Here is a 21330-nt window from a genome sequence, read left to right on the forward strand (position 1 = left end):
GCATCGTTTTTTCAAAGCGTTAGTTCAAGACTACTTTACTTTCTCTTCGTACATTAAGTAGTGACTTTGCTTCATACCTAAGGCTTCATAAGTACTTTGAGCGGGTTTGTTTTCATGCTCAACGTATAAGCGGAAACTTGCCGCATCGCCATTCTTTGCTGCCATGTCTTTTACAGCTTGATAAAGCTTGCCGTAGATCCCTTGGCGACGGTTTTGCGGGCGAATATAAACGCTTTGGATCCAGTAGTATTGACTTGCGCGCCAGTCACTCCACTCAAACGTCACCATTAACGAGCCAACAATATCACCATCAACTTCAGCCACTAAATAAAAACCACGCTCAGGGTGGCTTAATAAACCATTAACGCCACGGGTAAGGGGGTCATTATCTAATTGCAGGTTTTCAGTCTCCATCGCCATCGCTTGGTTAAAGTTCACTAGGGCGATTAAATCGGTTAATTGACCTTTTCTTATTTTCATTTTTTATCTCTTTTTTGGGTCGATATTCGACTAAAGTCTACTATGCTTAATCTATTCTACTTAAGGTATTCGTTATTTAACCTCAATGTGGCAAAAGGTCAGTTTTAACCATTTAAATTATTGAAAATTAAAGTGGTTATATTAATAGTGATGTGCGTAACATCTTCTGATTACTCACCTTTTTTGGCCAAGATTGTGATTATGATTATTTGAAGGTGAATTATGACTAAGCAATATCAATTCAGGGTGCATCGGCATCCTACTATAAATTGTTCATCAACTCATAATACTTGTATCAATGATACGTTAAATGATCCTGTATCTAACAAGAGTCAAGCTGAGCAATCGATTAACCATCCGCTGCATTTTTGTTTAACCTTATTAACCTTTGGCTTATGGGGCATTATTTGGTGGCGCTTGATTTTGAACGATCGAGGAGAAGCTGGATTTATTAGCGCCTTGGATGATGATTATTGGAGTTATTTAATCGAACGAGAACAGCCTCCCGCGGCACTGTATCAAGTGCATATTGGTCAAAAAAGCACTGAGACTGTGTTTGAGGCTTAATCTGGGTTCAAATGTTGTTTGGTAATACAGACCTTAACAAACGAAGTTAATCAGTTGCTTTCAAACTTGCGGGTTATTGTGATATCACATTGGACAAAGTTCTAAGCTCGATATTTAAACACATAGCTGCCATTGGCTGGTTTTGAGTAAACACTTATTTACCACACTCCACTAATGGATAATTGAAATTATTACGCCAATCCAGTAATGTGACGCCACAATAGATAGAAGATCTATGTCACACATTGCATAAATAGATGGAGATGATTATGAAAGTTGCTGTACTTGGTGCTGCTGGTGGTATTGGCCAGGCTTTAGCTTTATTGTTAAAAACTCAACTGCCTGCGGGCTCAAAGTTGTCTCTATATGACATCGCTCCTGTTACTCCTGGTGTTGCGGTTGACTTAAGTCACATCCCAACTGATGTTGAAGTAAAAGGTTTTGCTGGTGAAGACCCAACGGCTGCATTAGTTGATGCTGACGTGGTATTAATGTCTGCTGGTGTTGCCCGTAAGCCGGGTATGGATCGTTCAGATCTATTCAATATCAACGCAGGTATTGTTCGTAACCTAATGGAAAAAGTGGCTGTTACTTGTCCTAAAGCATTAGTGGGTATTATTACTAACCCTGTTAACACTACAGTAGCCATTGCTGCTGAAGTATTAAAAAATGCCGGTGTTTATGACAAAAACCGTCTATTCGGTATCACAACGCTTGACGTTATCCGTAGCGAAACCTTCATTGCTGAATTGAAAGGCGTGAACGTAGCTGACGTGAACATCAATGTTATTGGTGGCCACAGTGGTGTGACTATTCTTCCTCTTCTTTCACAAGTTGAAGGCGTAAGCTTCACTGATGAAGAAGTTGCAGCATTAACTAAGCGTATCCAAAACGCAGGTACTGAAGTTGTTGAAGCTAAAGCCGGTGGCGGTAGTGCAACATTATCAATGGGCCAAGCAGCATGTCGCTTTGGTTTATCTTTAGTACGTGGCCTTCAAGGTGAAGCAAACGTTGTTGAATGTGCATACGTAGATGGCGGCAGTGAACATGCTGAATTCTTCGCACAGCCAGTTGTTTTAGGCAAAAACGGCGTAGAAAAAGTATTACCTTATGGTGAAATCAGCGCATTTGAAGCTAACGCTCGTGATGCAATGCTAGATACCCTAAAAGGTGACATTAAATTAGGTGTTGAATTCGTTAAGTAATTCTTCTCACTAATTAAAAACGCGAAGCAATGCTTCGCGTTTTTTTATGCCGAAAAAGGGGTTATCCCATGTCATTTGAGGTTAATCCATTTACATGTTTTACACTCGAATAAAATCAAACTGGCAATCATCAACAGCCCAAGTGATGATTACCAAGTAATACTTTTCCCAGCCCAGTCGACAAAACTGGCTTCACCATCGACATCACTTTTATCCGCAATATCAATTAACTGTTTTGCCACAAACTCAGGGGTAAACAATTTGCCTTTAGCGACATTTGCTTGAAATGGCTTAGATAAAGGCGTATCGGTTGTTCCTGGGTGAAAAGCTAACAGTTTGACATGTTTTAATCTTCTCGCGTATTCAATAGCAGTGGTTTTTATCAGCATATTCAGTGCGGCTTTTGAGGCTCGATAACCATACCAGCCACCTAATTGATTATCACTAATACTGCCGACTCTGGCACTTAATACAGACACCACACATTTTTGAGTATTGGCGTTGGGGGATAAAAGCGGAGTAAGGTACTTAAGCCACATCATTGGTGTAATACTGTTGGCCTCAAATAACCACTTTAATGCCTGGGCATCGATATCTTCAATGCGTTTTTCAGGCGCAATATTGAGGTGTTCTGTACCACTGTTAGTATGGGGTTGTTGATCAACTCGGCGGTGCAACACACCATTACAAATGAAAACCCTCACAATTGCGCCGCGATAACGGTATAACTGCTGAGATACTGTTTCAATCGATTCACAATAGTAAGCACATTCTATCAATTCTAATGTGACAAACTCATTAGTCACAACAGGGATACTTAGCTGACCTTGGCTAATACAAATAATGTTTGTCGGTATTTGTTGTTCGGTGTGGCGCGAAAATAGCTCAGCTATAACGGCTTTAGCAATACCCGATGATGCGCCGATAATCAAATAGGTGTTTGTTGTCATGCTTTAGGTTCAATTGAACAGGAATCAGCAGTACAGCGTTTTTGGCCTGTTAACAAATACGAAATCCTGTAGCGATTTTTAGCAAACGCTAAATAGGCTTTGTCGGCAACGGGTTTTATCAGTGGTAAACGTAGCAGTTTTACCCAACAATGTTTACCGGTTAACCCCCATGCCATAGCTGTGACATCTAAGCCGAACAGCATTTTTCCATCAGCGGTTAATCCGTGTAGGATAGTGTTGGCTTTTTCAATATCAATATCTGGGTAACGTGTTAATAATTCTGCAGAATTTAAATCTTCTAAGTGAATTTTATTCAGCCTATCATTTTTTTTAAGCTGCGCCATTTCATTCGCGCACAGTGGACAAGCACTGTCATAAAAAATGGTTAATTCCATACTAAAAAGCCTTATAAGTGATAGGTGAGCCATGCTAATTATACGCATAGCTTCATCACGTGGATCTTATTTTCTTTTTAGCCTCTTTTTGTATTGAACAGTGGTGATGCTTTAACGGCTATAGTGTTACACTTTGTTCATGTTAGTCGTTGATGGATCAATTCACTATGAAAGTTTACTTATCTTTTAGTCAGTTACTCATACTTGTTATGTCTAATTTGATGCTTATTTCCCATGCTGTTAAGGCCGAAAATGTCGATACAGTGGCCGAAACTCAATCCGCTCGCCCTGTTAAAGTGATTCAATTAGATATTGGTAAAGGTAATCGTGAAAGAGTATTACCAGCCGAGGTGAGGGCATCTGACAAAGCGGCGTTATCTTTTAGGGTGGCAGGACAAATTGCCAAAATTAATGTTCGCCCAGGGGCGCATGTTAAAACCGGAGATGTGTTAGCTGAACTAGACAATGATTTATATCAACAGCAATATGAAGTTGCTAAAGCCCAATATGAACTGGCTAAAGTGTTATTTGAGCGTAACAGTTCGTTGGTAGAGCAAGGGGTTGTGTCGCGTAATGATTATGATCAATCCAAAAGTGACTTCACCATCGCCACAGCCGCATTAGATAAAGCTAAAACTGACCTAACCTATACCAAATTAGTCGCACCCTATGATGGGGTGATTTCTAAACGTAATCGACGAGCCTTTGAATTTGTTAAAGCACAAGAAGCGGTGCTTGGGATCAGAACGGAATCATTTATTGATGTTGGTTTTCAATTACCTGAGCAATTTGTCGGCGCTATCCAAAGCCAGAGTCAACAAGGTAAGTCAGTTAACAGCATTGAAGTAAAGTTTGATAGTCGCCAGATTTGGTATCCCGCCACATTAAAAGAAATGAGCACTTTAGCCGATGCCAGCACCGGCAGTTACACCCTTATTCTAACTCTGCCAATGCCTGAAAAATTGAACGTATTACCGGGGATGGCCGCCTCGGTGAAAGTGAAATTGCCCTACAGAGGTTCTCAGAGCAATCCGACCATTCCCGCGGGCGCAATAGTAGAGCAGCAGGGACAATCTTTTGTATATCGCTGGTTACCTAATGACAAGAAAGTTGAAAAGGTCGCTGTGACGCTACAAGACAATCAATTAATTTCAGGCATGGAAGATGGTGACTGGTTGGTAATTGCTGGTGCTACTGAATTAGCAGACGGTGATGCCGCAGTGCAATGGATTAAAGAGCGAGGACTGTAAGATGCCATTTACTCAACATAAACATTATCGATTGTTAAGCCTGTTCGCATTAGGTTTTCTCCTTAGCGCGTGTCAGCCAGCAGAGCCAATGCAGGCTAAACCAACATTAATCAAGACATATACGTTACCTACTGTTGATAACCAAGTATTACGTGAGTTTAACGGTGTATCTCGGGCACAGGATTTGACCCGATTAGCTTTTCGAGTCGAAGGCCGAATAGCGCAAATTCCGGTTTCAAAAGGGCAGGAAATAAAACAAGGTCAGGTGCTTGCGGTGTTAGAGAAACGCGATTATCAAATTACCCTTGAAGATCGTAACGCACGTATGGAAGTCGCCGAAAAGCAAGCTAAACGCGTTAAGCAGTTAGTTGACAAAAAACTCATGGCTCAAGCCGAATATGATCAAATTAATGCCCAATATTTAGTCGCTAAAGCTCAAGCCAAGCAAGCTGAATTAACCCTGCAATATACCGTACTTCGCGCACCGTTTGATGGCATGGTCAGTGATGTGTTTTTAGAATCATTTGAAAACGTTCAGCCGGGCGTTGCGGTATTAAGTGTTCAAAAGGTTGAGCAAATTGAAGTCGACATTCAAATGCCCGATACCCTCATTGCTGTGGCGTACCGTGGCAAAGAAGATGGCTCATTAAAAGTGCAGTTTGAAGCTTTTGAGGGGCAGTATTTCGATGGTCACTTACTTGAGGTGAATACCGAAAAAGATCCTAAAACCTCCACGTATATCGCCACTATCGTGGTCGATTTAGACCCTAGTTTTAAAGTGCTTGAAGGTATGCCGGCTAAAGTATCTATTAACTTAAGCAATATTACCTATACCTATAATCGCGAATACTTGCTGCCGATTAATGCTGTGGTGATGAAAGACGGTGATGATTTGATTAATCAGGAAAGTGGTGTGTGGTTATATGATGCCGCCTCTCAAACCGTTACATATCAAGCGGTTCGTTTAGGGGTGATCGTTGGCGATCAAATCGAAGTGGTTGAAGGGCTAAAAGATGGCCAAACCATTGTTACCGTAGGAGCCTCAAGATTACTTGAAGGCCAACATGTTGAATTGGTCAAAGGATAATCATCTATGAATATTGCAGGTTATTTCGTTAAAAATACCGTTATTAGTTGGATGTTTACCCTGATTTTACTGGTTGGTGGCTTAATGGCGTTTACCGGATTAGGTCAGTTAGAAGATCCGCCATTTACCATCAAAGATGCCGTTGTGGTCACCCTCTATCCTGGTGCAACGTCTACCGAGGTAGAGGAAGAGGTGACATATTTAGTCGAAAAGGCGATTCAAGAATTACCCTATATCGATAAAATCCGTTCGTTAAGTACCTCTGGCATGTCACAAATTACTGTGACCATGAAAAATAATTACGGCCCGAATGAGTTGCCGCAAATTTGGGATGAATTACGCCGTAAAGTGAATGATATGTCATCTAGTCTTCCACCAGGAGCAAGAGCGCCTATGGTGAATGATGACTTTGGTGATGTATACGGCATTATGCTGATGGTCAGTGGTGAAGATTACAGTTACCGCGATATTTCAGATTATGTCGATTACGTAAAGCGTGAATTAGAGCTGATCCCTGGCGTAGGTAAAGTGTCTTTAGCGGGTAAACAACAGGAGCAAGTGTTTGTTGAAATGTCGCTTAATAAAGCGGCCAGTTCAAATATTGATCCACAGTTAGTCACCAACTTGCTTAACTCACAAAACTTAGTTTCCGATGCCGGTAATATTCAAGTTGCGGGTGATAACTTAAAAATTCGCACCAGCGGTGGTTTCCGCTCAGTACAAGAATTAGAGGAGTTAATTATTCCCGGTACGACTGGCGATAAACTTATCTACTTAAAAGATATCGCTACTGTATCGCGTGGATTTCAAAATATTCCCACTAACCTTTTAAGCTTTAACCAAAATCGAGCAATCAATTTAGGTATTTCCTTTTCATCTGGGGTCAACGTAGTTGAAGTTGGTAAGTTGGTTGATGCCAAGTTAGCTTCAATAGAAAATGCCCGTCCGGCAGGAATGAAAATTGAAACCATGTACAACCAGCCAAACGAGGTGGATGCTTCTGTTAGCAGCTTTGTATGGAACCTTATCGCTGCCGTTGTGATTGTAATTGGTGTACTGCTAGTCTTTATGGGACTGAAAAGCGGTATTTTGATTGGGTTAATTTTATTTTTAACCTGCTTGGGCACGTTTATGTTGATGCTCCAGGCTGAGATTGAGCTACAACGTATCTCGCTGGGGGCATTGATTATTGCTTTAGGTATGCTGGTGGACAATGCCATTGTGGTGGTGGAGGGAATACTCATAGGTCGCCAGCGAGGGCAAACCACACTCGAAGCGGCACAAGCCATTGTTAAACAAACCATGTGGCCATTACTAGGCGCTACAGTGATTGCAATTACCGCATTCGCGCCAATCGGGTTATCGCCTGATGCAACCGGTGAGTTTGCCGGGTCATTATTCTGGGTGTTGTTGTTTTCGTTGTTTTTATCTTGGATTACCGCCATCACGATCACCCCATTTTTTGCGCAAATGTTTTTTGGCGTAGAAGGTGAAAAGCAACAAGAAGGTGAAATAAAAGATCCCTACGCCGGCGCATTTTTTGTGTATTACAAAGTGCTACTGAATATTTGTATGAAATACCGCTGGGCCAGCACCATAGCGGTTGTTATTACTTTTGTAGCTTCGGTTGCTGGCTTTGCATACGTTAAGCAATCTTTCTTTCCGCCATCGACTACGCCGATCTTTTTAGTCGATGTGTGGATGCCTGAGGGCACAGATATTCGTGAAACACAAAATATCATTGAAGCTATGGAAGCCAAAGCGGCCAGCATAGACAATGTCGAATTTGTGTCATCGACCATAGGCAAAGGCTTTCCTCGCTTCTTGTTAACCTACTCGCCAGAGAAAAACTTTGGCTCTTATGGGCAGATTGCTATTCGAACGAGTAGCTTTGATACCTTAGAAACCGTGATGTTAACCTTCAGAGAATTTGCTGAAACTAATTTTGCCCAAACTCAGCTGAAGTTTAAACGATTAGAAATCGGCCCATCCACCGATGCCAAAATTGAAGCAAGGATCAGCGGTCCAGATCCTGACGTACTGCGTGAAATTGGCGCACAGGTGATGAGTGTGTTCAACGCAACACCGGGTACGGTTAACGTGCGCCATGACTGGCGTGAACGAGTAAAATATATTTCGCCACGTTTTAACGAGACCCAAGCTCGTCGTTTGGGCATTGTTAAAAGTAATGTCGATAAGTCATTTCTATTTGCTTTCTCAGGTGTGCAAATTGGGGTGTATCGCGAAGGTACAACCTTGTTGCCAATTATTGGACGACTTCCCGCAGAGGAACGTATCGACATAGAGTCGATGGAAAGCTTGCGTATATGGAGCCCTGTGGTTAATGGCTTTGTACCTATGCAGCAAGTCGTTGATGGTTTTGATGTTAAGTTTGAAGACCCCATCATTCAACGTCGTGATAGAAAACGCACCTTAACCGTGTTTGCTGATGCCGATTTTGCCTATGATCTTTTGCCTGCAGCATTATTTACCAAAGTTAAGCCGCAGGTTGAAGCCATCAAACTCCCTCCAGGATACGAACTGCAATGGGGCGGCGAATTTGAATCATCAAGTGATGCGCAAGAGTCATTATTTGCCACCTTGCCATTGGGATTTTTATTCATGTTTTTAATTACCGTATTCTTATTTAACTCGGTTCGTAAACCATTGGTGATATGGTGTTGTGTGCCGTTAGCCCTTATTGGTATTACGTCTGGGTTAATCATTCTTGATAAACCCTTTAGTTTTATGGCGTTATTAGGGATGCTAAGTTTATCGGGCATGTTACTGAAAAACGGCATTGTATTGCTTGATCAAATCAACACCGAAATAAATGAAGGCAAAGAAATTTTTCAGGCGGTGTTTGAGTCTACCGTTAGCCGTGTTAGGCCTGTATGTATGGCTGCGGTGACAACCATCTTGGGCGTGTTACCGTTAATTACCGATGCGTTTTTTGAGTCATTAGCTGCAGTGGTAATGTTCGGTTTAGGTGTGGCGACAGTACTGACGCTACTGATTGTGCCGGTGTTTTACATTATTTTCTTCAATGTGAAATACCGTGATTACAAAACCTTCTAAGCCAATTTAGTCTAATACGTGTGTTGTTAAAGCCCTATTCAATGAATAGGGCTTTTTTATTGGCATGTGAACCTTTGTCTATTTCATCGCGTATCAAAGAATATATTCGTTTAATTAGAGCCAATATTATGTCTTTAACAACAGGGGCTTACAGCCAAGCAATTATTAATGTCACCAATTTACGTTTGCGCACTTTCATCGGCTTTAACCCGGATGAAAGGGAGAAGCAGCAAGATGTGGTGATCAATATTGAAATTCACTATCCAGCAGATAAATCATTTCAAACAGACAATGTCGCCGACGCCTTAAACTACAAAGTGATCACCAAAAAGGTGATTCAGCATGTTGAAGAAGGGCGATTTTTATTACTCGAAAAATTAGTCGCTGATGTCGTGGATATCTGCAGTGAACACCCATCGGTGACATTGGCTAAAGTCACCATAGACAAGCCACATGCTTTAAGGTTCGCTGATTCAGTGTCCTTATCTTTAGAGCACCGTCGTTAACCTTACTTACGAGACTTATCTTATGTCAGCAGCAAATAATATGATTTCAGCAGCCGCACAAAAAGTGCAGTCAGCATTAGTTGAGCACGGGTTAGAAACGCCATTATTACCATCAGAACTCAGCTCTGAACAAAAATATGAGCGTATCAAAGGATTAATGACTGAGGTGGTGGCGACCTTAGGGCTTGATTTGACCGACGACAGTCTAGCGGAAACGCCGCACCGGATTGCCAAAATGTATGTCAATGAAATATTTTCGGGATTGGATTACGCCAACTTCCCTAAGATTAGCCAAATCGACAATAAAATGGGCGTAGAGGAAATGGTTAAAGTGAGTAATATCAGTGTGGTTAGCACCTGTGAACATCACTTTATCACCATAGATGGTATCGCCAAGGTAGCCTATATCCCTAAAGGAAAAATTATTGGTTTGTCGAAAATAAATCGCATCGTGCGATTTTTTGCCCAACGTCCTCAGGTACAGGAGCGATTAACCCAGCAAGTGTTAGTGGCATTGCAAACTTTGCTGGATACCCAAGATGTGGCCGTTAGCATTAATGCTACCCATTATTGCGTTAAATCGCGTGGCATTATGGACACCACTTCAAGCACGCAAACTACCGCGTTGGGCGGCAGCTTCAAAGCGAATCCTTCTACCCGAGCAGAGTTTCTGGCCGCGTAAAAACCGCGATGCTAACCTGATTGGTGAATATGAAGTTAAATTAAGGCATTGTTAACTGACAATGCCTTTGCTACTGGGTAGAATAACGCTCAATTGTTCTTAAATAGAGTTTTTGCATGCACGTACATATTCTTGGCATTTGTGGCACCTTTATGGGCGGTTTGGCTTTGTTAGCACGCGCAATGGGGCACAAAGTGACGGGCAGTGATGCCAATGTCTATCCACCAATGAGCACTCAGCTAGAGCAACAGGGCATAGAATTAATTCAAGGCTTTGACCCTTCCCAGTTAGGCGAAGAAGGTAAAAACCAACCGGATCTTGTGGTCATTGGTAATGCCATGAGTCGAGGCAACCTATGTGTTGAAGCCGTACTCAACCGAGGTATTAAGTACACTTCAGGTCCACAATTTTTGTCCGAACATATTTTGCCAAACCGTTGGGTACTTGCGGTATCGGGCACCCACGGTAAAACATCGACCTCAAGTATGTTGGCTTGGATATTAGAATACTGTGGTTACCAGCCCGGTTTTTTAATTGGTGGTGTGCCGCAAAATTTTGGGGTTTCAGCCCGTTTAGGTGACTCGCCATTTTTTGTGGTCGAAGCCGATGAATACGACAGTGCATTTTTTGATAAGCGTTCTAAGTTTGTCCATTATCGCCCACGCACGCTGGTTATTAATAATTTAGAGTTTGACCATGCGGATATCTTTGCCGATTTAGCCGCCATTCAACGTCAGTTTAACCATGTCATCCGTACTGTTCCGGGCGAAGGTAAAGTGATTTGGCCTAAAGATGTCACCGCAGTGCAACAAGTGATGGATATGGGCTGCTGGAGCGAACAAGAAACCTTTAGCCAGCAAGCGGATAATTCTGGGTGGCAGGGTAAATGTATTGCCGCCGATGGTCATAAGTTTGAAGTGTTTTTTAAAGGCCAATCGCAGGGGATGTTGGATTGGGGCTTAATTGGTCAGCACAATATTGAAAATGCGGTAATGGCGATAGCTGCAGCAAGGCATGTCGGCGTCACACCGGTTAATGCCATTGAAGCATTAACCCAGTTTAGCCCGCCCAAAAGGCGCATGGAATTACTGGCGACGCCGAATAATATTGCGGTTTATGATGACTTTGCTCACCATCCGACCGCGATTGAAACCACGTTAAAAGGCTTACGCGCTAAAGTGGGTAATGGCAAAATCATTGTGGTGCTTGAGCCGCGCTCAAACACCATGAAAAGTGGTGTACACAAAGATACTTTAGCCAGCTCAATGGCTCTAGCAAACGAAGCCTGGTTATATCAGGCGAGTAACGTGGGCTGGGATATTGCCGACAATATGCGCTCGGCAACCATACCTGTCACCGTTAGCGATGATATTAGCCATATTGTGACTAAAGTCAGTCAGGCAGCTCACCCTGGCGACACCATTGTGGTCATGAGTAACGGTGGATTTAATGGTATTCATCAACAAATCATTCAGGCATTGCTTAATCAATAACCCAAGCGTTACATGAGCTGTTATGGGGAGCACCGAATAAGGATCAATCATGGCGTATGCCAGAAAAGAGAAAGCAATTAGCCTAGCGTGGACCGGAGCATCGGGGGCACCTTATGGTATCAAGTTACTGCAATGCCTTCTTGCGGCTGATTATCAGGTTTTTTTGATGATTTCTAGCGCGGCTAGAGTGGTATTAGCCACAGAACATGCACTGCAATTAAGTGCAAACCCTGATAAAGCGCGTGAACAATTACTCAGTTATTTTGCTGAGCAACAAATCGCCTTAATGGGGGAGTTAGTCGTATTAGGCAAAGATGAATGGTTTTCTCCGCCAGCATCAGGTAGCGCCGCGCCGAAACAAATGGTCATTTGCCCCTGTTCAACAGGCACATTAGCCGCTGTTGCCACGGGAATGAGTAATAATTTATTAGAACGTGCAGCTGATGTGGTACTAAAAGAACGCGGTCAGTTAATCCTTGTTCCTAGAGAAACTCCCTTTAGTGCCATACACTTAGAGCATATGTTAAGCCTAACGCGCAATGGCGCAACCATAATGCCTGCTGCGCCGGGGTTTTATCATAATCCCAAATCGATAGAAGATCTGGTAAACTTCATGGTTTCCCGAATTCTGGATCATTTGGGAATTGCACACGCACTGACAAATCGCTGGGGTTACGGCACTGATGCCCCCCAAGATATCGATAATTGAGAACCGTATGAAACACACGATTGAACCTATGATTTCAACCGAAGAAATCAACCAAACTTTAGATCAATTAGCCGAGCGTATTAACGCCCACTATGCCAATAGCGAACGTTTACTTATGGTTGGCTTATTAAAAGGCTCAGTGGTCTTTATGGCCGATTTATGTCGCCGTATTAAAGGCCACGTTGAAATCGACTTTATGTCAGTTTCAAGTTATGGCAATGCCACCACTAGTTCTCGTGATGTGAAAATTTTAAAAGATGTGCAATCTGATATTGGCGACCGCGACGTGTTAATTGTGGAAGACTTAATTGACTCAGGCAACACTTTGAACAAGGTGCGTGAAATTTTATTATTACGCAATCCGAAAAGTTTAGCCCTGTGTACCTTATTGGATAAGCCTGAGCGTCGTGAAGTGGATGTGCCAGTGGACTTTATCGGTATGACGATCCCTGATGAATTTATCGTAGGTTATGGTATTGATTACGCAGAGCAGTATCGTAACTTGCCTTACATAGCTAAAGTTGTGCCGCTGTAAGCGAGCAAACAAACCTGATGACTCCCGCAATTGTGGGAGTTTTTTTCACCCTTATTAACGGATCAGAAAAGGATATCAACATGAGTGATAACGCCAATGCCTTGGTGATCGAAAACCTGCAAAAAACCTATAAAGGCGGAGTTCACGCGGTAAAAGACATTAGTTTAACCGTTAAGCAAGGCGATTTTTTTGCCTTGTTAGGGCCTAACGGTGCGGGTAAGTCGACCACAATTGGTATTATTAGCTCATTAGTGCAAAAAACCACTGGCAGCGTTAAGGTATTTGGTTTTGATATCGACAAACAGCTTGAACAGGCTAAATTGTGCATTGGATTAGTGCCACAAGAGTTCAACTTTAATCAGTTTGAAACCGTGCTACAAATTGTGGTTAATCAGGCTGGTTATTACGGTGTACCTAGACACATTGCTTTTCAAAGAGCTGAAAAATATTTATCCCAGCTCGATTTATGGGAAAAACGCGACAGCCAGGCTCGTGCCTTATCTGGCGGTATGAAGCGTCGTTTAATGATAGCCCGTGCATTAATGCATGAGCCTAAATTGCTGATCCTTGATGAACCTACCGCGGGAGTTGATATTGAACTGCGCCGTTCAATGTGGGAATTTTTAAAGGAAATTAATCAGCAAGGTGTAACGATTATTCTGACCACTCATTACCTGGAAGAAGCCGAAATGTTGTGCCGCAATATTGGCATTATCGATAAAGGCTTATTGATTGAATGCACCAGCATGAAAAGCTTACTCAGCAAGCTGGATGTCGAAACGTTCATTTTAGATATTCGTCATGAAATTCATAGCGTACCTGCGTTAACCAATATGACCTGTCGGATTGTCGATAATCATACCCTTGAAGTTGATGTGGCTAAAGCCAATAATTTGAATGATTTATTTAGCCAACTCAGTGTGCTGAATATTGAAGTGTTATCCATGCGCAATAAAGCCAATCGCCTTGAGGAATTGTTTGTGGAATTAGTCGAAAAAGCCAAGGAGACCAAATAATGAACACACTGTATTGGGTCGCCTTTAAAAGTATTCTGATTAAAGAAATCAATCGCTTTACCCGTATTTGGGTGCAAACCTTACTGCCGCCAGCCATCACCATGACCTTATATTTTCTCATTTTTGGCAACTTGGTCGGTAGCCGGATCGGTGAGATGGGCGGTGTAAGTTATATGGAGTTTATTGCGCCAGGTTTAATCATGATGTCGGTTATCACCAACTCTTATTCTAATGTGGCTTCATCTTTTTATAGTGCTAAGTTTCAAGGCAATATTGAAGAAATCATGGTCGCGCCAGTACCGCATTATGTGATGATTGCAGGTTATGTAGGCGGCGGCGTTGCCCGTGGTTTATGCGTTGGCTTGATTGTGACTTTGGTGGCAATGTTTTTTGTTAACTTAAGCCTGCATCATGTTGGCTTAGTGATCATGACCGTATTCTTAACCTCAGTGTTGTTCGCCCTTGGCGGTTTAATCAATGCCGTGTTTGCCAAAAGTTTTGACGATATCAGCATTATTCCTACCTTCATATTAACCCCGTTAACCTATCTTGGCGGCGTGTTTTACTCGTTATCATTGTTGCCAGAGTTTTGGCAGGGTGTATCAGGATTAAATCCTGTGGTGTATATGATCAATGTATTCCGCTACGGTTTTTTAGGGTTTGCAGATATCAGTATTCCTTTATCAATAGCGATTATGGTCGGCTTTTGTGCCACCTTATGGTTTGTGGCTTATTATTTGATATCTCGTGGCATAGGACTACGCAGCTAAAAATGTATTTAACCTCGACTCTGGTTTAAATTTAAGAAATTTTTAAATACGATTCAAATGCTTATGTTTTAATCTGTACTGATGACAAGATGAGTTGACTTGCAATAGTGGGTTCATTGCAAGTCAACTCAACCCAGTGAACGCGACAAAAAGCTGGGTGATATGGGTGAGTATCCCGAGCTGAGGTGAATTAATTTGTTTTATGCGTATAAGGGTCTTTATTAAGACTCTTTGCTCTTCTCAAACTGAGTCTTGCCTATGGATATGACTCATAAAATTAAGTTAATGCGGCGTGTTAGCTTGATGATCAAGTGCATTTTTTATGGATAAAAGTGCGTTCAAATTGTTCTGCATTCATTGGTTTGCCATAAAAATAACCTTGACCTAAATCACAGCGTTCTTTGCGGATAAAGGCATCTTGGTTGATGGTTTCAACGCCTTCAGCAATCACTTCTAAATTGAGTTTTTTACCTATCGCTATGATGGTTTTAGTTAGCTCCCTATCTTGTTTATTCTCTTCTAGTTTTTTTATAAAACAGCGATCTATTTTTAGGGTATTAAATGAGTATTTTTGTAAGTAACTTAACGATGAATAACCCGTACCAAAGTCATCCAACGAGATTTTTATCCCAAGTTGTTGTAGTTTTTGAATTGTAAAGTGAGCTATGTGCTCATCTTGTAATAATAAACCTTCAGTTATTTCAAGCTCTAAAGCGGTTGCTGGTAGTTGATACAGTTTAAGTAAGTCAGCAACGTGATCAATAAAACGAGGATTACGGATTTGTAATGGTGAAATATTGATTGCAATCTTAAAGTCGTGCTCTACGGTTTTATACCATTTAGCCGTTTGAGAAAGGGCTGTATGAAGTACAAAATTACCTATATCAATAATTTGGCCATTGCGTTCTGCTAAAGAAATAAATTTATCAGGAGGGACATTACCTAATACGGGGTTATGCCAACGAAGTAGCGCCTCTGCACCCACAACTCTTTGTGTTTTTAGGTGAACTAGCGGTTGATAATTAAGGCTTAACTCATTCTTATTTAATGCATCCATTAAACGTGATTCAAGTTGAGAGCGTAAATTTAAGTTCTGTTGAGTGTGTTGGTTAAAAAAACTATGGCTTGATCCATTTGACTTGCTTATGGTCATGGCCGCACTGGCTTTTTGAATAAGCGAAATTGCTTCAATCCCATCATTAGGGGCTTGCGAAATTCCCATACTTGAGGGAATGGTGATGTTGAAGTCATTGATAGTAAAAGGAGTAGAGCAACAGCCTAATGCTGATTCAATTAACTCAAACACAGCATTTTTGGCAGATGCATGTGTTTGAATAATGACAAATTCGACACCTGCAATCCGAGAGATAAAGGTGTTTTTATTAATCAGTTTTTGTAACCGCTGACTTAATATTGCAAGTGCTTTGTCGCCAATCAAGTAACCATAACTATCATTAATTGATTTAAAATTACGTAATCCAAGATACAGTACAGAGACTTTATCTTTAGGTTTTCCTTTTTCGAGCATGCTAGATAACGTATTGATTAGGGTGATGCGATTTGGTAATCCTGTGAGGGGATCATAGTTTTTGTGGTATTCAAGTGTTGTTTCAGTGAGGGCACTATTTTCAATTTCTTTTATTAATTTTTCACTGAGCTCAACTAACTCTTGAGTGCGAAGTTGTACTTTTCTTTCTAACTCTTGATTCTGGATTTGTAATTTAGTTTGCTGATATAGGGTCATCAAATTTGATTCAATTGCGCTTTGAAAACGCGCCAGAAGGCTACGAAATTTTTCGGTATAAACATGCTCTTTGTTATCGAGCATGCAGATCGTTCCAAATGTCCCTTTTTGATTAGGCCAACGAAGTGGTAAACCGCAATAGGCGATCATGCCGAGTTTTATATCAGGGTTGTTATTCCAAAGATCGTCTTTAAGAGCATTAGGAATATGGAGCTCTTTTGCTTCATGAATCACGGTTTCACAGTAAAGGCCGTGCCCTAAATTTTCGCTATCATGTTTTTTATAAGGATTGCCACTAGTACGACTTGAGGCAAATACTTCGATGCTTGCCTTATGAACGCGCATTATTAATGCTACAGGGGTGTTGGCCAATTCTGAAAGTAAATCTAAGGTCTGTTGCCAGTTATCAAACATTTCATTGGGAACAATGATTTTTGATGTATCAATGTCAAAAGTGGAATCGTCTACTTTGGACTGATTGATGGCAGCAGTGTATGTCATAGCAGTTAGCTCCGAAAGGCAGTGCTTAAATTGTAGCTGTTTTATAATGAATGTGTATTTTTGTATGTTTAATGAGCATAGTATGGCTGCAAGCTTATGTTAATTTTTCAAGCTAATTAGCTGGTTTTTTTGGGTTCATGGTTTATTAGTCAAATAAGGCTTTTATTCAAAGCAAGCACTGAATATGTCACTCTTTATGGGCAGTCGCGTAAAATTACTGCTAATCTAATACTTGTTCTATACGCACCTTTTATTCTCCTTACTGAGTTGATATTTGTTCTTAGAGCTAAGTGAGTATTATGACAAAGAGTAAGATATGAAAATCTTTTACTTTCTCATCATTATCCTTTGGGGAGGAGTGCTTACTATTGTCTACAATCAGGGTCATAAAAGTGTTGAAAACCAACTTATTAGTTCATTAAAAAGCAATGAGCGTGAGATTGGTCAGATGTTAGATGTCGCCATTGCCTACAACGAATCAATCACAGAACAATTGATTTTGAATTTCGATTTAGATGATCAATCTAGCCCGCATCCTTTAATCGCTTCATTTAAAAATTTCCCAGCAATAAATACTTATGGCTTGCAAGGTGACGAAACCTTTGCGGGTAAGCCATTGAAAGCCAATTTGACCGGGGCTGGGTCATTAGCTGATGTCGATGCTGAAGAATGGTCTGAAATTAACGCGGTATTAGGCTTAAATTTATCTGCACCAATCGCGGCTAAAGGCCAGCAATTCTTATGGTCTTATTACACGTCTCAAAAAGGCTTTATCTTACTCAGTCCGAGTGTACCGACTGAGCAATTTCATTTTGCCGAATATATCTATTCTAAACCTTTCTGGAAAATCGCCACCCCAGAGCAAAATCCAACGAAAGAAACTGTAGTGTCAGATTTGTATGATGATGCCGCAGGGGCTGGGTTGATGATTTCGATATCCACGCCAGTTTACTATCGCGATACTTTTAAAGGTGCGGTGTCGTTAGATGTGGGCTTGGAATACCTGAACAATGTTTTACATTCTGATTTATTAGTATTGGAAAATAACATTAGTCTGATTTCAGATAAGGGGAAGGTGGTCGCTAATAAGGCATTTAAAGATTTAGATGATATTGGCTTTGAGCTAAATGATCAGGTGTTAAATTATCAACTAGTCCAATTTTCTGGCGGGTATTACATTCTATCTAATCAGGTTAAAGGAAAGTTTTACATTGCCTATCAGTTATCCGATGAGCAATTACAAAACCTTGTAGTGGAAAACATTTATGGTCGTTTAGTTATCGTGTCAATGTTTGTGATTATTCTATGGCTGCTGGTTAAGTTGTTCGACATGCTTTGCAAAACCAGAAAACTGGCAGATTTAGATGGTTTAAGTAAATTGTATAACCGTATGTGTTTAGAGCGATTATCAAATGATGCGATCGAAGCCGCGATTAAAAATGATCAGCCAATTAGCGTTATCATGATAGATATTGATTTTTTTAAACAATTGAATGATGAGCATGGTCATCATGCGGGCGATCAAGGCATTATCAATGTTGCCTCGGTTATCAAGCGTAACGTGAGAAAAGTTGATATTGTGGGTCGCTATGGCGGCGAAGAGTTTTTAATTACGGTTCCAAATACCAATCTCGAAACTGCCACATATTTAGCTGAACGGATCCGCACAGAGATTGAGCGCTCGATATTTTATGGTGATACAAAGGTCACTGTCAGTATTGGAGTGGCTGAATGTAAAGCCTTTAATCTTAATAGCTTTCAAGAGTTGTGTAAAAAAGCCGATTTAGCCCTTTATCAGGCCAAAGAAAATGGTCGCAACAAATGTGTTGTGTATAGCCATGAAATGGAAATATACAATCAGCGCCATAGTTAGATGGTGAGTCAACACAGTGTATTTATCTCTTAAGCGGAGTTGAGGGCCATAATGAAACATAAATTACTGTGGTCTAGTGGCTTGTTATTGATCACCGGCATTGCCTTTGGCTATATTGAAACTACCTATTATCAATATCTTGATGAAAATAATGCCTTGATTGAAAGCTGGTTTTTACCCTTGAGTATGTTGTTTGTGTTTTTAGGGTGTTTAGGGATGTTTTTATTCATCATCAGAGCAATTTGGTTAGTACTCAAAAAGCTTAACCAATAGCATAGTTAATTAAGGGCTTTAATGTCTGGCATTACCGAACTCGATACACTTTTACAGTCTATGCAACCACAATTACTTGATACCGAATGGGTATTTTGTACTGTTCCAGGTTGTTTAGGTGATTATTTAGCCTTAAATCCCATTGCGACCTTTATGGAGCCAGAAGGGTTAACTTTGGTACTTGAAAAGCTTGAGGCCATAAAGGCAGGTTTAGTTTTTGAGCAGACGTTTCGTCAAATTACCCTATCTGTGCATTCGAGTTTAGAGGCCGTGGGCTTAACCGCTGCGGTAGCTGCAAAGTTAACAACGAAAGGAATAAGCGCCAATGTCATTGCCGCTTATTATCACGACCATATTTTTGTCCCATCAGCTAAAGCCTCAGCGGCATTGGTCGCGTTACAAGAATTGTCATCATAAGCATCATAAGCATCATAAGGGGTAAGTATGACCTATGATGAACGTCTAGTCATGCTCAGCAGGCCTTAGCTGAGTGAAAAATGAGAAAGCAGAATTAGGCGTGGTGATACACTGTTTGCTTGATTGAGCTCAATCAACATCAGGCTCTTATTTCGGCATGATGTTGTAATACTTCTTCTAACCAATACTCTGCAGCTTCTAAGGTTTTAAACATTTGAATATTGTCGGCTTTCATAGAAGGTGACATGTTTTTCATTATTGTTGCCAAAATAGCAGCATCGAACACAAAGGCTTTGGCTAACATGTTTTGCTGATTAACCCATATATTGTATTGATCAAGTACTTGGTAAGCTTCAGGTGTACCGCCAAATAAGTCTAAGTTATTGACCAAAATTGCAAATGGCTTGCCCTCTAATTGTTTAACAAGCTCAATAACCGCCTCGGCATAGCGTTTGGCACCGAACTCGTTGAATGAACCTATCAGCTTAGTTTTAATGATCTTGCCTTCAAGGCTAATGCTAAACTCACCATGTTCAACCGACATAAGTCACCTAATCTTGTGTGTTTGATAAAGTAATAGCATAAGATTATTCTTATATACAAATTATTTGATCAATGAAGTGTTCTAATTGCGCAGTATTATCCTAATAAATAGAATTTATCTAGCCATTTTATGCAATTTTCATTCAACTAAATAGTCGATAGAGTGGATGCAATACACTAACGCACTGTGGTGTTGGTCAGGCTATTTAGAGGTTAATATGAATATCATCAGTAAGACTCAATCACGCCCAGCCATGGACGGTGATGGCGTTAATATTAAGCGTGTTGCCGATTTTGGTCAGCAACGTTTTGATCCTTATTTAATGTTGGATGAAATTAAATCTGATGATAAACAAGATTTTATTGGCGGATTCCCTCCACATCCCCATCGCGGCATCGAAACCTTTACCTACATTATCAAAGGCGGTTTTGAACACCGTGATCACATGGGTAATGTCAAGGCTATTCGTGCTGGCGATGTGCAATGGATGAGCACGGGCAGTGGCGTGATTCATTCTGAAATGCCGCTAGCGGATGCGAATGAGGGCTTACATGGTTTTCAAATCTGGATAAACATGCCCGCTAAAGACAAAATGCGTCCGGCTATTTATCGTGATACGACCCTTAATGCTAATCCCAGTTTGAGCAACGATAAGGGCGCCAAGCTGATTGCGTTAGCCGGCACTTGGCAGTTTGCAGATACACCAGACAGTATAAGCAATACCCATATTGAAGGGCTTGCGGGCAATGGCGCCATTGCCGATTTAACCTTGATAGCCAACAATCAGGTCAGCTTGGCATTAAATCAATATGAGGCTGTTAGCGTTTACCTTTATCAAGGCTCGTTAATTGCCAATGTCGACGGCGAAAAGTTATCATTTTCAGCGGGCACTATGCTGAGTATAAATCCACAAATGCTGGCACAATTTCATGCAGGCGAAGCGGGCTTAGGCTGTTTAATTCTGGCGGGAAATCCAATTAAAGAGCAGATTGTGCACATGGGACCGTTTGTGATGAACACTCAAGCTGAAATTAATCAGGCGGTAGAAGACTATCAGCAAGGACGTTTTGGTACCTTATCATTGAGTTGATGTTAAATTGTGCAAATTTTACCGTGATGAAAAACAATGATGCGGTAATTAAGGCAGTTTATTGCTATAATTAGCGCGTTCCGGCCAAAGCCATTTGCTTTGGCCTTATTATTTTCCGTTAGCTTTAAGCACAGGATATTCCCTTGAGTCAGTCACCTTCGCAAG

The 21330-nt window shown here is 41.1% G+C and carries 21 protein-coding genes; 16 read left to right on the forward strand and 5 right to left on the reverse strand.

Annotated elements, in window-relative coordinates; all coding sequences use genetic code 11:
- Positions 1–30: 30 nt before the first annotated feature.
- A complete protein-coding gene (locus IEY03_RS05370) occupies positions 31–480 on the reverse strand; it encodes a GNAT family N-acetyltransferase (protein ID WP_188840324.1) in 450 nt (149 codons plus the stop codon).
- 222 nt (positions 481–702) lie between these two features.
- On the opposite strand from IEY03_RS05370, the gene IEY03_RS05375 reads away from it, so the two are divergent.
- Together IEY03_RS05375 and mdh are read left to right on the forward strand one after the other, a co-directional pair.
- Entirely contained in the window at positions 703–1047 is a 345-nt protein-coding gene (locus IEY03_RS05375; RefSeq protein ID WP_229778198.1) for a hypothetical protein, read from the forward strand.
- Positions 1048–1316: 269 nt separating this feature from the next.
- Complete coding sequence (mdh, locus tag IEY03_RS05380) at positions 1317–2252, forward strand: malate dehydrogenase (protein ID WP_188840325.1); 936 nt, start codon at positions 1317–1319, stop codon at positions 2250–2252.
- Between the two features lie 149 nt (positions 2253–2401).
- On the opposite strand, the gene IEY03_RS05385 is transcribed toward mdh, so the two are convergent.
- Positions 2402–3202 (reverse strand): SDR family NAD(P)-dependent oxidoreductase, encoded by an 801-nt coding sequence (locus IEY03_RS05385; RefSeq protein WP_188840326.1) that lies wholly within the window; start codon positions 3200–3202, stop codon positions 2402–2404.
- The gene (locus tag IEY03_RS05390) at positions 3199–3597 is read right to left on the reverse strand and encodes a thiol-disulfide oxidoreductase DCC family protein (RefSeq protein ID WP_188840327.1); all 399 of its coding nucleotides are present in this window, start codon (positions 3595–3597) and stop codon (positions 3199–3201) included. The genes IEY03_RS05385 and IEY03_RS05390 overlap by 4 nt, the downstream gene beginning before the upstream one ends.
- A gap of 167 nt (positions 3598–3764) precedes the next feature.
- Here IEY03_RS05390 and IEY03_RS05395 point away from each other — a divergent pair, with 167 nt between their 5' ends.
- From IEY03_RS05395 to IEY03_RS05440, 10 genes are all read left to right on the forward strand, one after another.
- Positions 3765–4847, forward strand: a complete 1083-nt coding sequence (locus IEY03_RS05395; RefSeq protein WP_188840328.1) for an efflux RND transporter periplasmic adaptor subunit — start codon at positions 3765–3767, stop codon at positions 4845–4847.
- 1 nt (position 4848) lies between these two features.
- Positions 4849–5934: an efflux RND transporter periplasmic adaptor subunit gene (locus IEY03_RS05400; RefSeq protein ID WP_188840329.1), complete on the forward strand. Its 1086-nt coding sequence runs from the start codon at positions 4849–4851 to the stop codon at positions 5932–5934.
- Between the two features lie 6 nt (positions 5935–5940).
- Entirely contained in the window at positions 5941–9012 is a 3072-nt protein-coding gene (locus IEY03_RS05405) for an efflux RND transporter permease subunit (RefSeq protein ID WP_188840330.1), read from the forward strand.
- 128 nt (positions 9013–9140) lie between these two features.
- A complete protein-coding gene (folX, locus tag IEY03_RS05410; protein ID WP_188840444.1) occupies positions 9141–9518 on the forward strand; it encodes a dihydroneopterin triphosphate 2'-epimerase in 378 nt (125 codons plus the stop codon).
- 40 nt (positions 9519–9558) lie between these two features.
- A complete protein-coding gene (gene folE, locus IEY03_RS05415; protein WP_188840445.1) occupies positions 9559–10200 on the forward strand; it encodes a GTP cyclohydrolase I FolE in 642 nt (213 codons plus the stop codon).
- Between the two features lie 116 nt (positions 10201–10316).
- Positions 10317–11693 carry a UDP-N-acetylmuramate:L-alanyl-gamma-D-glutamyl-meso-diaminopimelate ligase gene (mpl, locus tag IEY03_RS05420; protein WP_188840331.1) on the forward strand — a complete coding sequence of 459 codons (1377 nt, stop codon included), beginning with the start codon at positions 10317–10319 and terminating at the stop codon, positions 11691–11693.
- Positions 11694–11742: 49 nt separating this feature from the next.
- Complete coding sequence (locus IEY03_RS05425) at positions 11743–12402, forward strand: flavin prenyltransferase UbiX (RefSeq protein WP_188840332.1); 660 nt, start codon at positions 11743–11745, stop codon at positions 12400–12402.
- 7 nt (positions 12403–12409) lie between these two features.
- Positions 12410–12937, forward strand: coding sequence for a hypoxanthine phosphoribosyltransferase (gene hpt, locus IEY03_RS05430; RefSeq protein WP_188840333.1), 528 nt, complete (start codon positions 12410–12412; stop codon positions 12935–12937).
- A gap of 80 nt (positions 12938–13017) precedes the next feature.
- Entirely contained in the window at positions 13018–13953 is a 936-nt protein-coding gene (locus IEY03_RS05435) for an ABC transporter ATP-binding protein (RefSeq protein WP_188840334.1), read from the forward strand.
- Entirely contained in the window at positions 13953–14723 is a 771-nt protein-coding gene (locus IEY03_RS05440; RefSeq protein ID WP_188840335.1) for an ABC transporter permease, read from the forward strand. Before IEY03_RS05435 ends, IEY03_RS05440 begins: the two co-directional genes overlap by 1 nt.
- A gap of 307 nt (positions 14724–15030) precedes the next feature.
- Here the strand turns inward: IEY03_RS05440 and IEY03_RS05445 are convergent, their stop codons facing one another.
- On the reverse strand, positions 15031–16968 hold the full coding sequence (locus IEY03_RS05445) for a sensor domain-containing phosphodiesterase (RefSeq protein WP_188840336.1): 1938 nt from the start codon (positions 16966–16968) through the stop codon (positions 15031–15033).
- A gap of 316 nt (positions 16969–17284) precedes the next feature.
- Here IEY03_RS05445 and IEY03_RS05450 point away from each other — a divergent pair, with 316 nt between their 5' ends.
- Genes IEY03_RS05450 through IEY03_RS05460 form a run of 3 tightly spaced genes read left to right on the forward strand, consistent with a single transcriptional unit; the run spans position 17285 to position 19531 of the window.
- Entirely contained in the window at positions 17285–18841 is a 1557-nt protein-coding gene (locus IEY03_RS05450; protein ID WP_188840337.1) for a sensor domain-containing diguanylate cyclase, read from the forward strand.
- A 51-nt stretch (positions 18842–18892) separates the two neighbouring features.
- Positions 18893–19114 carry a DUF3955 domain-containing protein gene (locus tag IEY03_RS05455; RefSeq protein WP_188840338.1) on the forward strand — a complete coding sequence of 74 codons (222 nt, stop codon included), beginning with the start codon at positions 18893–18895 and terminating at the stop codon, positions 19112–19114.
- A gap of 21 nt (positions 19115–19135) precedes the next feature.
- Positions 19136–19531 (forward strand): ACT domain-containing protein, encoded by a 396-nt coding sequence (locus IEY03_RS05460; RefSeq protein WP_188840339.1) that lies wholly within the window; start codon positions 19136–19138, stop codon positions 19529–19531.
- A gap of 139 nt (positions 19532–19670) precedes the next feature.
- On the opposite strand, the gene IEY03_RS05465 is transcribed toward IEY03_RS05460, so the two are convergent.
- Positions 19671–20075: a hypothetical protein gene (locus IEY03_RS05465; RefSeq protein ID WP_188840340.1), complete on the reverse strand. Its 405-nt coding sequence runs from the start codon at positions 20073–20075 to the stop codon at positions 19671–19673.
- A gap of 217 nt (positions 20076–20292) precedes the next feature.
- Here IEY03_RS05465 and IEY03_RS05470 point away from each other — a divergent pair, with 217 nt between their 5' ends.
- Complete coding sequence (locus IEY03_RS05470; RefSeq protein ID WP_188840341.1) at positions 20293–21165, forward strand: pirin family protein; 873 nt, start codon at positions 20293–20295, stop codon at positions 21163–21165.
- Positions 21166–21330: the final 165 nt, after the last annotated feature.

Source organism: Shewanella aestuarii, assembly GCF_014647215.1.
Taxonomy (GTDB): domain Bacteria; phylum Pseudomonadota; class Gammaproteobacteria; order Enterobacterales; family Shewanellaceae; genus Shewanella; species Shewanella aestuarii.